The organism is Vibrio sp. JPW-9-11-11, from assembly GCF_013369335.1.
Lineage (GTDB): Bacteria > Pseudomonadota > Gammaproteobacteria > Enterobacterales > Vibrionaceae > Vibrio.
Map to the genome: position 1 here is coordinate 74869 of NZ_SZQJ01000010.1, position 15213 is coordinate 90081.

The following is a 15213-nucleotide window of genomic DNA, read 5'->3' on the forward strand; positions in this document are numbered from 1 at the left end:
CTGGTAGGCTGATCGACGGTCTGATCCTAGGTGGTCAACAACAGATAACGCTGTGAGCTTATGCTTAAATAGAAATTATTCCTATCTAAAGTACAAGATTGGCCACCGATTGCCATAAAATACTGGCGCCAAGCACGCTGAACAATACACCACACAAACCATCGATATACACCGCAAGGGCTTTAATTCTGCGCTGCATACTCGAAGTCGATAGCGCCCACGCGAGAAAAGAAAACCACAGTAGCGACAAGCTCCATAACAGCACCAGCGCGAGCCCTTTGCCCGTCAGTGACATAGTAGCGGGCACTAAGCTCGACATTAAACTGACAAAAAACACTAACGCTTTAGGGTTGAGGATATTAGTGGCAAAACCACGTGAGAAGGCTTGACGTTTGTTACTCAGCAGTAAGTTTGCTGAGTCCGCCCCTTCTTTTTCAGCCACCGGTTGACGTAGTGTGGTGACGGTCGCTTTAAGTGCAGCATAACCGAGATAGGCCAAGTAACTGCCTCCGGCAAGTTGCAGCAGGGCAAATAAAGTCGGTTGCTGGTGAACCAGATAGCTTACCCCGGTTAAGCTGAGAACGGAGTGGATCAAGATGCCACAAGAAAGCCCTAGCGCGATATATAGACCCGTCTGGCGTCCATATCGGGTCGCATTTTGTACCACTAAAGCAAAGTCAGGCCCCGGGCTCATCAAGGCGACAAAGTGGACGACGGCGAGTGTAGATAAAATGGTCATTTCATTCATGGCGATATCTTTAGGTTATTGCAATGCATCATGTGATGGTGCCATTGTTTCCACGGTTAGGATTGTAAAAAACTAACACTGTTTAATTAATCTGTGAGGGACTAACCCCGAAAGTGGATTTAAACGCTTTGCTAAAATGAGCCTGATCATAGAAACCGACTTGATGGGCAACTTCGGTGCCGTTTACCCCAGCTTTAAGCAGCTTCATACTTTGTTCCATCCGTAAGCGATTAAACCAAGCGTATGGGGTGAGTCCGACTTTTGCTTTAAAGTGGCGTTGAAACTGAGTTGGACTTAGTTGGCATAGGCTAGAGAGCTGAGCTAAACGAACAGGTTGGTCGAGGTGAGCAAGGAGATACTCTTTTAATGTCGCTATGGACTGTTTGCCTAGTGGCAGTGCAGGCTTTTGACTGCTACTAGCGTAGCCTCTGAATAGGTGTTTAAACCCCTCATAGGGCAAGCAATCCTTAGCCAATTGGCTGACTCGATCTTGCGTTAGCCACTGATGTAGTGAACTCAGAGTATGGAACAAATCACTATCTGAAACGATCAGTTGTTTAAAATGGATTAGCTGGTTAGGCTGGCTCAACTGTGCCAGTTCACTGAGCCACAAAGGGTCGAGTTCAAATACTCGCACTTGATAGCCACTTTCGAGTATTGAACGACCGTCGTGGAGTTCGTCTGGTGGCATGATCACCAGTTGGCCTTTGCCAACATTATGCCGTACACCTTTATAGTGAAAAGTCTGCTGCCCACCAGTGATTAGGCCAATATGAAAATCAAGATGATAGTGGCGTGAAAAAGCGAACGAACGATAGTTCGCCTCAATTAAGCTGATTTCTCTATTTGGCGTGGTGTGATAATTGACCTGATTCATAAAACAAAAAGCTTGGTGATTATTTCACCAAGCTTATAGCTTGCGCGTAACCTTGTCTTGTAAAAAACGATCAGCTCGTCGCGGCGGCGGCTCTTCTCATTTGGCGATTGTTTTTTAAACCATCAAAGCTAAATACCAGCAGGGCTCCCCAAATAAACGCAAAGGTCACCGCTTTGTCGGTACTAAAGGCTTCACCGTAGACCAATACCGCCAGTAAAAACATTAAGCTCGGGCCGATATATTGGAAAAATCCCAGTGTAGAGAGCTTGAGTCGTGTTGCGGCACCGGTAAAACACAGCAGCGGCAGTGTGGTTATAATCCCCGCTGAGATTAGCAGCAGATTGAGTTGAGTACTGTTGAGCGCCATGTTTGAAGTCGGCGTCTCTGCGAACCAAAGCAGGTAGACAGCGGCTGCGGGTAACAGCAACAGAGTTTCAATGAATAATCCAGTCTGTGCATCTAAGCTGACTTTCTTACGCAGCAAGCCGTAACAACCAAAACTGAGAGCGAGCACAATCGCCACCACGGGTACTGAACCAAAGGCGATTAACTGCACCATGACCCCGCAACTGGCGAGTAGCACCGCAAACCACTGCATTTTACGCAAGCGCTCGCCGAGAAATAGCATCCCAAGCACCACATTTATTAACGGGTTAATATAGTAGCCCAAGCTGGCATCGAGCATATGATTGGCGTTAACCGCCCAGATGAAGATCAACCAGTTAGCGGCAATAACAATCGAAGTAACCAATAGGTACGCCATCTTCTGTTTTGATTTCACTACCTCAACCACACCACGCCAGCGACGACCAAAGTGGAGCAGTAGGGCAAGGAGGAGAAATGACCACACGATGCGATGGCTCAGAATCTCTAGCGCAGAGACATCGGCGAGAGACTTGAAATAGATAGGGGCGATACCCCACATGGTGTAGGCACCAATCGCGAGCAATACACCCTGTTTGGCTCTTTGTTGTTCTTCTATGGTCATGGCGATTTACTCATGTTAAAGAATTTTACAAACTGAAACATGCAGTATACGAATGACGATGAAAATCACCTAGCAATTTGCGGTTTTATTCACCTTTAAACCCCACTACAATGTGCCTCTTGCGTAATTGACGCTCTTGCCTTGCAACTCGACAGAGAAAACTGATGACCTCAACACTACTCGCTCAGCAACCACCGGCCGAACTGCCGACGCCACAAGACATCTTACAAGATGTGTTTGGCTATCAGAGCTTCCGTGATGGTCAGCAATCTGTGATTGAGTCAGCGGTTGTTGGGCAAGACAGTCTGGTGATCATGCCAACGGGTGGCGGAAAATCGCTCTGTTACCAGATCCCTGCTCTGGTTCGCGACGGGTTAACGTTAGTGATTTCACCACTGATTTCATTGATGAAAGACCAAGTGGATCAGCTCAAGGCCAATGGGGTCGCCGCAGAATGTATCAACTCCACGATGCCACGCGAAGAGCTGATTTCGGTTTATAACCGTATGCACTCTGGGGCAATTAAGCTGGTTTACGTATCGCCAGAACGGGTACTGATGCGCGACTTTATCGAACGGCTGCATAATTTGCCGTTATCGATGATAGCGGTCGATGAAGCGCACTGTATTTCCCAGTGGGGGCATGACTTTCGCCCAGAATACGCTTTGCTCGGTCAACTGAAGCAGACATTTAACCATGTGCCTGTAATGGCGCTAACGGCGACCGCCGATGATGCGACGCGTAAAGATATCGTCGAGCGTTTACAGCTCACTCAACCACACGAGTATTTAGGGAGTTTTGACCGACCCAATATCCGCTACACCTTAGTCGAAAAGCACAAGCCGGTATCGCAAGTGGTGCGTTTTCTCGAAGGTCAACGCGGAAACTGCGGGATTATCTATTGTGGCAGTCGCAAGAAAGTGGAAATGGTGACGGAAAAGCTGTGCAACAATGGTTTGCGTGCAGCCAGCTATCACGCTGGTCTTGATGCCGACGAACGCGCGTATGTGCAAGAGGCATTTCAGCGCGACGACATACAAATTGTGGTTGCCACGGTGGCTTTTGGGATGGGAATTAATAAGCCCAACGTTCGTTTTGTGGTTCACTTTGATATTCCGCGTAACATAGAGTCTTACTATCAGGAAACCGGACGAGCAGGGCGTGATGGCTTACCGGCTGAAGCTATGATGCTGTATGACCCGGCCGACATCAGTTGGTTGCGCCGAATGCTCGACGAAAAAGACGACGGCCCACAGAAGCAGGTTGAGGCGCACAAACTCAATGCCATGAGCGCGTTTGCTGAAGCGCAAACGTGTCGTCGTCAGGTATTGCTCAACTATTTTGGTGAGTATCGCGATAAGCCTTGCGGCAACTGTGATATCTGCCTTGACCCACCGAAACATTTTGATGCGACTGAGCAAGCGCAAAAAGCGCTCTCTTGTGTGTATCGGGTCAATCAGAGTTTTGGTATGGGCTATGTGGTTGAAGTGCTGCGCGGGATGCAGAACATCCGCATTCGCGAAAATGGTCACGATAAGTTGTCGACTTACGGCTTAGGGCGAGAAAACAGTCACGATTACTGGGTGAGTGTGTTCCGTCAATTAATTCATAAAGGGTTACTGTTCCAAAACATCACCCGTAATTCCACCTTGCAACTGACCGAAGAAGCGCGTCCGCTGCTTCGCGGTGAAATGTCACTTGAACTGGCGGTGCCTAGATTAGACACTGCCGCACGTGCGGCGAAGTCGGATAAGCTATCGAGCAAAAACTACGATAAGAAGTTGTTCGCCAAATTGCGTAAACTGCGTAAAGCGATTGCCGATGAAGATGGATTACCCCCTTATGTGGTATTCAGTGATGCGACTTTGATCGACATGGCAGAAATCTTACCGACCTCATATGGCGAAATGTTAGCGGTTAACGGCGTCGGTCAGCGTAAACTCGAGAAATACGCCGATCCCTTCTTAGATTTAATTCAGGAGCATTTGACTCATCATGGCTGAGACACAAACGGAGTTTGGTCTAATCGATTATCAGGCAGACGATGGCCGCTTGATCATTCGTACACCGCGATTTGATTTTGATAGCTTTCCACAACTGGCCGATAGGTTAGTCCGTTTGCTTTCTGCAACCGTCATCGAAAAACAGTGGGATGCCGATATTCACTCGTGGCTGATTGACTTTGAAGGTTGCCAACTGTTCTTAAAGTCAGAGCATTACAGCGAAAGTGTGTGGTTTGAAGCTTTGGCGATTGAGGCGTCTCGCGACGAACTCGATTTTTTAGCTTCGCTGTTTAAGCAAGGCTTTTAACTCATTTTCTCCCGCCAACGATTGCGTTATTTTGCTCGCTTGCAGTGCGAGTTGGTTAATGTATAATCGCCGACCGCGATATTTGCCGGGTGCAGATGTCGCCACGTTTATTTTTCACATTGTTGGTCAGAATCTTTCCTCGACTTGGAAGTGATTCGATTTGGGTTCCCTCACCCCCAAACCAAACTAAAAAGGTATCGCATGAGTAACTTTACCCCTGCGCAGCAGCGCAAAGCCCTTTTTCTTTTAGTCTTGTTCCATTTGATCATTATTGCGTCCAGCAACTATTTGGTCCAACTTCCTTTTACCGTATTTGGCTTCCACACCACGTGGGGCGCGTTTACGTTTCCATTTATCTTCTTAGCCACCGATCTGACGGTACGTATTTTTGGTGCACAGCTCGCTCGCCGAATCATTTTCTTGGTGATGTTACCAGCACTCGCAGTATCGTATGGGTTGTCGGTACTCTTCTATGAAGGGGCATTTCAAGGTATCTCGCAACTGGGTGAGTTTAACCTGTTCGTTGCCCGTATCGCGATTGCCAGTTTTATGGCCTATTTATTAGGTCAGATCCTCGATGTGCATGTGTTTAACCGTCTGCGTCAGCTTAAGCAATGGTGGATTGCGCCGACGTGCTCGACGCTGTTTGGTAATGCGCTCGATACGGTTGCATTCTTTGCCATTGCCTTTTACCAAAGCCCTGATCCATTCATGGCTGAGCACTGGACGGAAATCGCGCTGGTGGATTACGGCTTCAAGCTGGTTATCAGCCTAGGTTTATTTGTACCTATGTACGGTGTGCTGCTTAACTATCTAGTGAGAAAGCTCACTGCAATCAATCCAGAATTCAAAGTCGTGGGTGCAAACTAGAAACGTTTGTTTCGCCTATCTAAAAAAGCCCGAGCGACAGTGTCGCTCGGGCTTTTTGTTTATTGACTCTGCTTTCAGTATTCGACAATCGATAAAGGCCAACCAATGTCACTTTGACGGTTAGCTTCGAGTTCAAGTTCGGCCGCGGTTAATGGGTTGGCTTTGAGCCACTCGCCTTTAATGGTCAGGGTGAGTTTATCGTCATGAGAGCTAACAATAATGCTCGGCTCTAACTCTGGGTTACGTCGATGCGTCAACAATACCGCCAATCGCAGCAGCCTCAGGACACGTTTGGCACTGGTGCTTGACAGTGCGTGTTGCTCCGGTAAAGAAGTGAGCTGTTCGCGATAGCGACGTGTCAGTTCACCGAGTAGATGTTTTTGTGCACGGGTAAAGCCTGGAAGGTCGAGGCTTTGCAGCAAGTAAGCGCTGTGTTCACCGCCTTTCTTGAAGTCGATAGTTAAGCCTATCTCATGCAGTTTGGCGGCTACTTCCAGTAGCATTGCGCCATGTGGTTCAGCTATCCAGTCTGGCTGACACTCTGCCAGCAGTTTGCTTGCCATGCTTGCCACTTGCTCACTGTAGGCGATGTCCATTTGATAGCGATTCTGAACACTTGTAATGGTGCGCGCACGGATATCATCTTGTTTCAGCTCATCGACCATATCGTAGACCAAGCCTTCGCGCAGTGCGCCACCGGCGAGAGTCATAGCGTCGATGTTCAGCAGTTCAAAAATGGCAATCAAAATAGATAAACCACTTGGGAACACTAACGCACGCTCGAGTGTGAGGCCTTCGATTTCAAGCTCCTCAAGGTGATCGGCCATCATGGCTTGCTTTTGCAGGCGCTTGAGTTTGCTATGGGTGATCACCTCATCCATGCCTTGTGCGAGCATGATTTCCTGAAGGGCTTGGACGGTTCCTGACGCGCCGACACACACATCCCAACCGAGTTGGGTGTATTGGTCGAGTATCGGCTCTAGCGTCTGCTTGGCCGCCAAAATCGCGTTGTTAAAGTTCGTTGCGCTTAACTGGCGATCTTTGAAGTGACGTTCAAGCCAAGTGACACAGCCCATTTTTAGGCTGGTGAGCGCTTTAGCCTCAAAACCTTCGCCGATGATAAGTTCAGTACTGGCACCGCCAATATCGACCACCAATCGGCGACCACTGCCACCGGAGGTGTGAGCTACACCCCGGTAAATCGTAGCCGCTTCTTCTTCACCACAGATCACCTCGATCTTGTGACCCAGAATCTGGTTAGCGGTAGTTAGAAACACGTCGACATTGGTGGCGGTGCGCAGCGTTGCGGTACCAACAATACGAATGTTCTGTTTGGGGATATCTTGCAGTCGTTCGGCAAAAAGACTCAAGCAGTCCCATCCACGTTGCATGGCTTCTTGGCTTAGCGCGTTGTTTTCGTCTAAGCCAGCCGCAAGGCGAACTTTGCGTTTTATTTTGGCCATGGTTTGAACGCTGCCATCAATGTGACGCACAACGAGCATATGAAAACTGTTCGACCCGAGGTCGATAGCAGCGTAAAGCGGAGATGAAACGGCTTGGCTCATAGTCGACTTAAGAATCCTTTTGTTGGCGCTGACGTGAGCGGTTGTTTGGGCGTCGGTTACCAGAACGGGATCCACCAGTATTGGTACGACGCTGCTGTTGTGGGCGATTAGAGCGCATACGAATTGGCGCAGGGAGATCTTGGATCAAAGCGCTTGGATCGTAGTCAGAGACGGGAATCGTATGTTCGATGTACTCTTCAATCGGTGGCAGGTTAATCGCGTAGTCTTCACAGGCAAAGCTGATCGAATGACCGCTGGCGCCAGCACGACCTGTACGGCCGATACGGTGGACGTAGTCTTCACAGTCGTCAGGTAAATCAAAGTTAAACACGTGCGTGACTTGAGGAATGTGTAGACCGCGAGCCGCAACGTCAGTGGCTACTAATAGGTCAACTTCACCTTTGGTGAACTGGTCTAGGATACGCTCACGCTTCTTCTGCGGCACATCACCCGTCAACAGTCCGACACGATGGCCGTCTGCCGCTAAGTGTCCCCAAACCGATTCACACTTATGCTTGGTGTTAGCGAAAATAATCGCGCGTTCAGGCCACTCTTCTTCGATCAGAGTTTGCAGTAGCGCCATCTTATGTTCGTTGGATGGGTAGAACAGTTCTTCTTGAATGCGGTGGCCGGTTTTTACTTCAGGCTCGACCACAACGTGTTCTGGGTTGTGCATGTGCTCAAACGCCAGTTCTTGTACGCGGTAAGACAGCGTCGCTGAAAACAGCATGTTCAAACGCTCTTTAGGCTCGGGCATACGGCGGAACAAGAAGCGAATATCTTTAATAAAGCCAAGATCGAACATACGATCCGCTTCATCCAGTACTACGGCTTGAATGTGGTTGAGGTTGAACACCTTCTGTTTATAGAAGTCGATAATACGACCAGTGGTGCCAATCAGGACATCGACACCGCCTTCGAGCTTCGCAAGCTGCTTGTCATAGCTTTCACCGCCGTAGGCAAGTGCCGCTTTGATCCCCGTACTCGCGACTAGTGATTCGGCATCGTTATAGATCTGAATCGCCAACTCACGCGTCGGAGCCATAATAATGGCTCGTGGCTGGTTTGGCTTACGACCTTCGTGCTCAGCCGTGATCAACAAGTGGTTAAAAGTAGCAGTCAGGAAGGCAAGGGTCTTGCCTGTGCCCGTTTGGGCCTGGCCTGCAATGTCTTGGCCGGTGAGCAGTACCGGCAACGCCAAAGCTTGGATAGGGGTACAAAATTCGAACCCTTTTTTATCCAAACCTTCAATGATTTGAGGGTGTAATCCCAAATCGGCGAACTTTTGCTCTGTGATATGCGTCTTTTTCATTGCTATAGAATATCAGCTTAAGCTTGCAATACGAAAGTAAATACATTCCAATAGGGCATCTAAATACTGGTTATCATCCAACCAGTTCCGAAAAAACACATTGGAGTGGAAGATGAGTGATAAGATTTTGCAGCTAACTGATGACGGTTTTGAGAACGATGTGATCAACGCTGCAGGCCCAGTTCTGGTTGATTTTTGGGCAGAATGGTGTGGTCCTTGTAAGATGATCGCGCCTATCTTGGACGAAATCGCGGACGAGTACGAAGGCAAACTCACTATCGGTAAACTTAATATCGACCAAAACGCAGGTACTCCACCTAAGTTTGGTATTCGCGGTATTCCAACGTTACTTCTTTTCAAAGACGGTAACGTCGCAGCGACGAAAGTTGGTGCTCTCTCTAAGACTCAACTCAAAGAGTTCCTAGACGCTAATCTATAATTCATTGATTAGCTAAGACCGTGCAGCCTCACTGCACGGTTTTGTTTTTGAACACCAACAAAATCTAGACTAGGCTAGTATTTAGTGCTAATTTATCGCACGTTAATTAAACAAGAATCTCTTCTTGGTCGATCCTGTGACCAAATCCATCTTAACCAAAAAAACAGATCCTATTTTGACTAGACAAGTATCCACCACCATGAATCTAACAGAACTGAAGAACAGACCTGTGTCTGATCTTGTCAAACTTGGCGAAAGCTTGGGCCTTGAAAACCTGGCACGTCTGAGAAAGCAAGACATCATCTTCGCCATCCTTAAAGCGCACGCGAAAAGTGGTGAAGATATTTTTGGCGACGGGGTTCTGGAAATACTTCAAGACGGCTTTGGTTTCTTACGTAGTGCGGACAGCTCATATTTGGCGGGTCCAGATGATATTTACGTTTCGCCAAGTCAAATTCGTCGTTTTAACCTGCGTACAGGTGACTCGATTGCCGGTAAGATTCGTCCGCCAAAAGACGGTGAGCGATACTTTGCGCTATTAAAAGTCAATACCGTTAACGATGACAAACCAGATAACGCGCGTAACAAGATTCTTTTTGAAAACTTGACGCCACTACACGCGAACGAGCGTATGGTGATGGAGCGTGGTAATGGTTCGACAGAAGATATTACTGCACGTGTGCTTGACCTTGCCTCACCGATTGGTAAAGGTCAACGTGGTCTGATTGTTGCTCCGCCGAAAGCGGGTAAGACCATGCTACTGCAGAACATTGCTCAAAGCATTGCGTACAACCACCCTGAGTGTGAGCTAATGGTACTGCTTATCGATGAGCGTCCAGAAGAAGTCACCGAGATGCAACGCCTGGTAAAAGGTGAAGTGATTGCATCGACTTTCGATGAGCCCGCATCACGTCACGTTCAAGTGGCCGAAATGGTGATTGAGAAAGCAAAACGTCTTGTCGAGCACAAGAAAGACGTAGTTATCCTGCTTGACTCTATCACTCGTCTAGCGCGAGCCTACAACACGGTTGTGCCTTCATCTGGTAAAGTACTAACCGGTGGTGTAGATGCTAATGCACTGCACCGTCCTAAGCGTTTCTTTGGCGCTGCTCGTAATGTCGAAGAAGGTGGTAGCTTGACTATTATCGCGACTGCACTGGTTGATACTGGCTCTAAGATGGACGAAGTGATCTACGAAGAGTTTAAGGGTACAGGTAACATGGAACTGCACCTAAACCGTAAGATTGCTGAAAAGCGTGTCTTCCCGGCGATTGACTTTAACCGCAGTGGTACTCGTCGTGAAGAACTGCTCACGAAGAACGATGAACTGCAGAAAATGTGGATTTTACGTAAGATTGTTCATCCAATGGGCGAAATCGATGCGATGGAATTCTTAATCGATAAGCTAGCGATGACTAAGACTAACGATGAGTTCTTTGACGCGATGCGCCGTCAGTAACCGCTGACCAAACATTGAAAAACGCCTCCGCTGTTGCGGGGGCGTTTTTGTTTGCATTATCACTACAGAGCGCGCACAATGAGTGAAATGTTACAAGGAGGTTAACATGCAACAAGGAATGTTGTCGTCACTACTCCTATCTAGCCTGCTACTTCTTGCTGCGCCGAGTGTGGTTGCGATAGAAATGCAATCGCAGCAGGTTGAGCAATGGCTCCAAGAGCCCAAAGTGCAAGATAAAGTCGCTGAACTTCTCCAGTTTGCTATCGAAGATGACGTCGATGGGCTCAACTTTGCTCTGCAGAGGTTGGCGTTTCCGATGCAGGAAGTCGCGCGCTTTATGCTGCTGAAAAAGATCGAAGATCATCACTTGGTCCTGACTTCGCAGATGGCTTTGTTTATTGAGCAACAGAAAGCCATGGTCCCCACTTATCAGATACTAGAGCGTGGTGAAGGATACGAATTCTCGATCCCTGCCTTCAATTATCCGGCCATTGCTAATCGACTACTCAAACAGTGGCGACAAGATCAATCGACCTTCGACTTTGTTTTGGCAGCAGAGCGTCAAGAATTGGTGTTAAAGGAGTGGCTCTCTGGCAGTGACTATCAAGTCCAAACCCGCGAAGCTTTACTGATACGAGAGCTCGATAGCTTATCTCCAGCAGCGGTGGCTTATCTCACGCAACAGCTCACTCAAGAAGCCGTTACTAGTTGGCTTCCTTCATCACCTGTGATGGTGCGTTTGGCCCAAGTGAGCAATGATCCAAGCGTCTATAAACTGCTATGGCTAATGAAAGCAAACTTCCATAGTGAGCAAGAACTGATTCGCTTAGCCCAAGTCGGTGATGCGTTTTCGCTAAACCAAGTTATCGCGGCTGCACGCAATCCGAGCCTGAAACAGCGGGCGATTCTTGAACTGACTAAAGTGCGTCCGATGACGGAACCGGTCAAAGCGTTTTTGATTAGCAAGATGTCACTGTCAGAAGATGCGCGTTTTATTGCTGGAGAGTTAGCCTCTCACGGACATACCCCTTGGTTGCAAGAGTTGGTCAGCAGCGACCAGTCGGTAAATCGTCGAGCGATAACGAGTGTGATCGGACAGTAGTATTCATCAGTATAACCACAGCAAAAAGAGGGATCGGTCGATCCCTCTTTTTTGTTATACTGCCTGCAGATTAACCACTCCATTGTTAGGTCTATGAGTTTTAAGGATTTACGCGATTTTATCGCTCATCTAGAAAAAGAAGGGAAGCTCAAACGCATTCCTCACCCTGTCGATCCCGATTACGAAATGACGGAGATCAGTGATCGTACCCTAAGAGCGGGTGGCCCGGTTTTGTTGTTTGAAAATCCTATCGGTTACAACATCCCGGTCTTAACCAACTTGTTTGGTACGCCAGAGCGCGTAGCTATCGGAATGGGTCGCAACGAGGTGAAGCAGCTTAGAGAAGTCGGTAAGTTGCTTGCTTATCTTAAAGAGCCCGAGCCACCGAAAGGTTTTAAAGATGCGCTTGATAAGCTCCCCGTGTTTAAGCAGGTGCTCAACATGCCCGCCAAGCGTTTGCGCAAAGCGGCTTGTCAGGAGGTGGTTTGGCAGGGAGACGAAGTCGACCTAGATAAGATTCCAGTGATGAGCTGTTGGCAGGGGGATGTGGCACCGCTATTGACGTGGGGGCTCACAGTTACCAAAGGTCCGAGCAAGAAGCGTCAGAACCTCGGTATTTATCGCCAACAAAAAATCGCTAAGAATAAAATTATCATGCGTTGGCTAGCGCACCGTGGGGGGGCGCTTGACCTTCGTGATTGGATGGAGACGCATCCAGGGAAACCATTTCCGGTCTCGGTGGCATTTGGTGCAGACCCTGCGACAATTTTAGGTGCTGTCACACCGGTTCCTGATACCTTGTCAGAATATGCCTTCGCGGGTTTACTGCGAGGAAGCAAGACCGAAGTGGTCAAGTCAATCAGTAATGATTTAGACGTGCCGGCGAGTGCTGAAATCGTAATGGAAGGGTATATCGACCCGAACGAGTTTGCCGATGAAGGCCCTTATGGCGATCACACGGGCTATTACAACGAAAAAGAAAAGCATCACGTCTTTACTATTACTCATATCACCATGCGTAAAGATCCTATTTACCACAGCACCTATACTGGCCGTCCGCCTGATGAGCCTGCGGTATTAGGTGTCGCGTTGAATGAAGTCTTTGTGCCGATCCTACAAAAGCAGTTTCCCGAAATTGAGGACTTCTATTTACCTCCTGAAGGGTGCTCTTACCGTATGGCAGTAGTGACCATGAAGAAACAATACCCAGGCCACGCGAAGCGGGTGATGATGGGAGTGTGGTCTTTCTTACGTCAGTTTATGTATACCAAATTTGTTGTTGTCTGCGATGAACAAGTCAATGCGCGAGATTGGTCTCAAGTAGTACAGGCAATGACTGAACATATGGAACCAGTAAAAGATGCACTGTTTATTGAGAACACGCCGATTGACTCGTTAGATTTTGCCTCGCCTGTTGTTGGTCTTGGTTCCAAAATGGGGTTAGACGCTACTGTTAAATGGCAAGCTGAGCTGGAAGGCGTACGCAACAGTGACGTGAGTTATCCAAGGTTAAGCGAACAATCGATCGCTGACTTCATGAGTAATAATCCGGAAGTGTCCGATCTCTATATTCCAGAATCAGCAACAAATAACGGCTTTGCTATCGTAACTATGAACAAAGTTCGCGCAGGCCAGCCTTTGCAACTGGCGCAAAAGCTAGAAGCTTGCTTGTTGGCTCATGGAGAGCCTAAGTTTATTGTGTTGTGCGACGATGATGTCGATGCTAGAGATTGGAACGATGTCATTTGGGCGATTACGACTCGCATGGATCCTGCTCGCGATACCCAACAAATACAGCAAACGGAACAACATGCTTCGCGACTAGTGCTTGATGCCACTAACAAGATAGAAGGTGAAGAAGTGGTTCGTGAATGGGGCACACCGATAAAGAAAGATCCACAACTGGTGGCAAAAATCGATGCGTTGTGGGATAAGTTGGGTATCCTATGAGCAAGACGGTCACCTTGCTACCAGATAACGTTTTATTTGAAGTACCCGATGACCAAACGGTGTTGGAAGCGGCGCTCAACAATAATATTCGCTTTCCTCACCGCTGTCAGGTTGGCGCGTGTGCTGCCTGTTTATGTCGTAAACTAGAAGGGACAGTCTCTTATCACCTTGAACCTATGCTCACCGAGAAGGAGCAACAACAAGGGTGGATATTTGCTTGCCAAGCCTTCGCAGAAAGTAATTTAGTCCTTACTTTATAAGAGTAAGTAAGAGGAACACCATGACTATCCAATGTAAAGTAAAGTCGATTCAGCCGTTGGCTTGCAATACTTACCAAATCCTTTTGCACCCTGAGAGTCCAGTCAGCTTTAAAGCTGGGCAGTATTTGATGGTGGTAATGGGTGAAAAAGACAAACGCCCGTTTTCGATCGCGAGCAGTCCATGTCGCCATCAAGGTGAACTGGAATTGCACATCGGTGCTGCAGAACACAATGCGTACGCTCATGAAGTGGTAGAGTCGATGAAAGCCGCGCTTGAGACCGGAGGTGACATTACAATAGATGCACCACATGGTGATGCTTGGGTACAAGAACAAAGCGAGCGTCCACTGCTGCTAATTGCTGGTGGTACTGGCTTTAGTTACGTCCGTTCTATTCTAGACCACTGTATCGCTCAGAATCTTCGCAATGAGATCTATCTATACTGGGGTGGTCGAGATGAATGCCAGCTTTATGCTATGCAAGAGTTGCAAGAGATAGCGCAGCAAAATAGCCATGTTCATTTTGTTCCTGTCATCGAGCACGCCGAACAAGGTTGGCAAGGAAAAGTCGGTAATGTATTGCAAGCGGTTGAACAAGATTTCGACTCACTCGCGGAATACGATATCTATATCGCTGGCCGCTTTGAAATGGCGGGTGCAGCGCGCGAGCAGTTTACTCTTAATAAAGGGGCTCAAACCGAGAGAATGTTTGCAGACGCATATGCATTCATTTAAATTGCCGATTAACGGGTAAAAAGGGAGCGTTTTGCTCCCTTTTTGTTGGCCTCTGCATACAATTTCATCGAACACGCTATTTTTTAACTTTTTTTATTAAAAGCACTTGCGCTTCAAAATCAACGCCCTATAATGCGCTCCCACTGACACGGCAGACGCTACAAGGCTTCAGCCAAATTCAGTAAAGCTAAACTAGCAGTGTTTCAAATTGGAAAGTTTGAAATAAAAAATTCAAAAAAGTGTTTGACACAGAATTTTGAATCGCTAGAATGGCTGCCTCTTCCGGAGTGATGTAAGTCACAAAGAAGAACGTTCTTTAACAATATAAACCTATCAATCTGTGTGGGCACTCGTTGATGATAATCCAATTAGAAGCTTAGGCTTCAAATTAGGTTTCAATGAACTGAGTGACCAATCAAGACTTCTTTTGGAAACATTAGGGGACTTGGCACAGTCAATTCACAGTCTTCTATTCGAAAGAATAGGGAATGTAATCAGTATTCATTGAGCCGAACAAAATCTTAAATTGAAGAGTTTGATCATGGCTCAGATTGAACGCTGGCGGCAGGCCTAACACATGCAAGTCGAGCGGAAACGAG

At 47.7% G+C, this 15213-nt stretch carries 14 protein-coding genes, 1 rRNA gene and 1 pseudogene; 11 read left to right on the forward strand and 5 right to left on the reverse strand.

Translation table 11 applies throughout. The annotated features are described in order from the left end of the window. Nucleotides 1-85: 85 nt before the first annotated feature. The 3 genes from FCU94_RS14665 to rarD all read right to left on the reverse strand — a co-directional run bounded on the left by FCU94_RS14665 (nt 86) and on the right by rarD (nt 2613). Nucleotides 86-748, reverse strand: a complete 663-nt coding sequence (locus FCU94_RS14665) for a LysE family translocator (RefSeq protein WP_176289263.1) — start codon at nt 746-748, stop codon at nt 86-88. 82 nt (nt 749-830) lie between these two features. After that, a complete protein-coding gene (locus FCU94_RS14670; RefSeq protein WP_176289264.1) occupies nt 831-1625 on the reverse strand; it encodes a helix-turn-helix transcriptional regulator in 795 nt (264 codons plus the stop codon). Between the two features lie 70 nt (nt 1626-1695). Next, the gene (rarD, locus tag FCU94_RS14675) at nt 1696-2613 is read right to left on the reverse strand and encodes an EamA family transporter RarD (RefSeq protein ID WP_176289265.1); all 918 of its coding nucleotides are present in this window, start codon (nt 2611-2613) and stop codon (nt 1696-1698) included. Nucleotides 2614-2777: 164 nt separating this feature from the next. Here rarD and recQ point away from each other — a divergent pair, with 164 nt between their 5' ends. From recQ to FCU94_RS14690, 3 genes are all read left to right on the forward strand, one after another. Next, nucleotides 2778-4616, forward strand: coding sequence for an ATP-dependent DNA helicase RecQ (gene recQ / locus FCU94_RS14680; RefSeq protein ID WP_176289266.1), 1839 nt, complete (start codon nt 2778-2780; stop codon nt 4614-4616). Next, entirely contained in the window at nt 4609-4923 is a 315-nt protein-coding gene (locus tag FCU94_RS14685) for a DUF3630 family protein (RefSeq protein ID WP_176289267.1), read from the forward strand. The genes recQ and FCU94_RS14685 overlap by 8 nt, the downstream gene beginning before the upstream one ends. A 201-nt stretch (nt 4924-5124) precedes the next feature. Continuing rightward, nucleotides 5125-5793 carry a 7-cyano-7-deazaguanine/7-aminomethyl-7-deazaguanine transporter gene (locus tag FCU94_RS14690; RefSeq protein WP_176289268.1) on the forward strand — a complete coding sequence of 223 codons (669 nt, stop codon included), beginning with the start codon at nt 5125-5127 and terminating at the stop codon, nt 5791-5793. A gap of 74 nt (nt 5794-5867) precedes the next feature. Here the strand turns inward: FCU94_RS14690 and gppA are convergent, their stop codons facing one another. Next, nucleotides 5868-7358 (reverse strand): guanosine-5'-triphosphate,3'-diphosphate diphosphatase, encoded by a 1491-nt coding sequence (gene gppA, locus FCU94_RS14695; RefSeq protein WP_176289269.1) that lies wholly within the window; start codon nt 7356-7358, stop codon nt 5868-5870. Nucleotides 7359-7365: 7 nt separating this feature from the next. Further along, nucleotides 7366-8670: an ATP-dependent RNA helicase RhlB gene (rhlB, locus tag FCU94_RS14700; RefSeq protein ID WP_176289270.1), complete on the reverse strand. Its 1305-nt coding sequence runs from the start codon at nt 8668-8670 to the stop codon at nt 7366-7368. A 112-nt stretch (nt 8671-8782) separates the two neighbouring features. On the opposite strand from rhlB, the gene trxA reads away from it, so the two are divergent. The 8 genes and pseudogenes from trxA to FCU94_RS14735 all read left to right on the forward strand — a co-directional run. Further along, nucleotides 8783-9109: a thioredoxin TrxA gene (trxA, locus tag FCU94_RS14705; protein WP_038139762.1), complete on the forward strand. Its 327-nt coding sequence runs from the start codon at nt 8783-8785 to the stop codon at nt 9107-9109. Between the two features lie 199 nt (nt 9110-9308). Then, nucleotides 9309-10568: a transcription termination factor Rho gene (rho, locus tag FCU94_RS14710; protein WP_176289271.1), complete on the forward strand. Its 1260-nt coding sequence runs from the start codon at nt 9309-9311 to the stop codon at nt 10566-10568. A gap of 106 nt (nt 10569-10674) precedes the next feature. Further along, nucleotides 10675-11670 (forward strand): hypothetical protein, encoded by a 996-nt coding sequence (locus tag FCU94_RS14715; RefSeq protein WP_176289272.1) that lies wholly within the window; start codon nt 10675-10677, stop codon nt 11668-11670. Between the two features lie 93 nt (nt 11671-11763). After that, nucleotides 11764-13144 (forward strand): annotated as a pseudogene (ubiD, locus tag FCU94_RS14720) (4-hydroxy-3-polyprenylbenzoate decarboxylase); the annotation flags it as partial. 62 nt (nt 13145-13206) lie between these two features. Then, nucleotides 13207-13620 carry a hypothetical protein gene (locus FCU94_RS19465; protein WP_441351747.1) on the forward strand — a complete coding sequence of 138 codons (414 nt, stop codon included), beginning with the start codon at nt 13207-13209 and terminating at the stop codon, nt 13618-13620. Next, complete coding sequence (locus FCU94_RS14725; RefSeq protein ID WP_176289274.1) at nt 13617-13880, forward strand: 2Fe-2S iron-sulfur cluster-binding protein; 264 nt, start codon at nt 13617-13619, stop codon at nt 13878-13880. The genes FCU94_RS19465 and FCU94_RS14725 overlap by 4 nt, the downstream gene beginning before the upstream one ends. A 20-nt stretch (nt 13881-13900) precedes the next feature. After that, a complete protein-coding gene (gene fre / locus FCU94_RS14730) occupies nt 13901-14614 on the forward strand; it encodes an NAD(P)H-flavin reductase (RefSeq protein WP_176289275.1) in 714 nt (237 codons plus the stop codon). 523 nt (nt 14615-15137) lie between these two features. Beyond that, a 16S ribosomal RNA gene (locus tag FCU94_RS14735) occupies nt 15138-15213 on the forward strand; the annotation flags it as partial.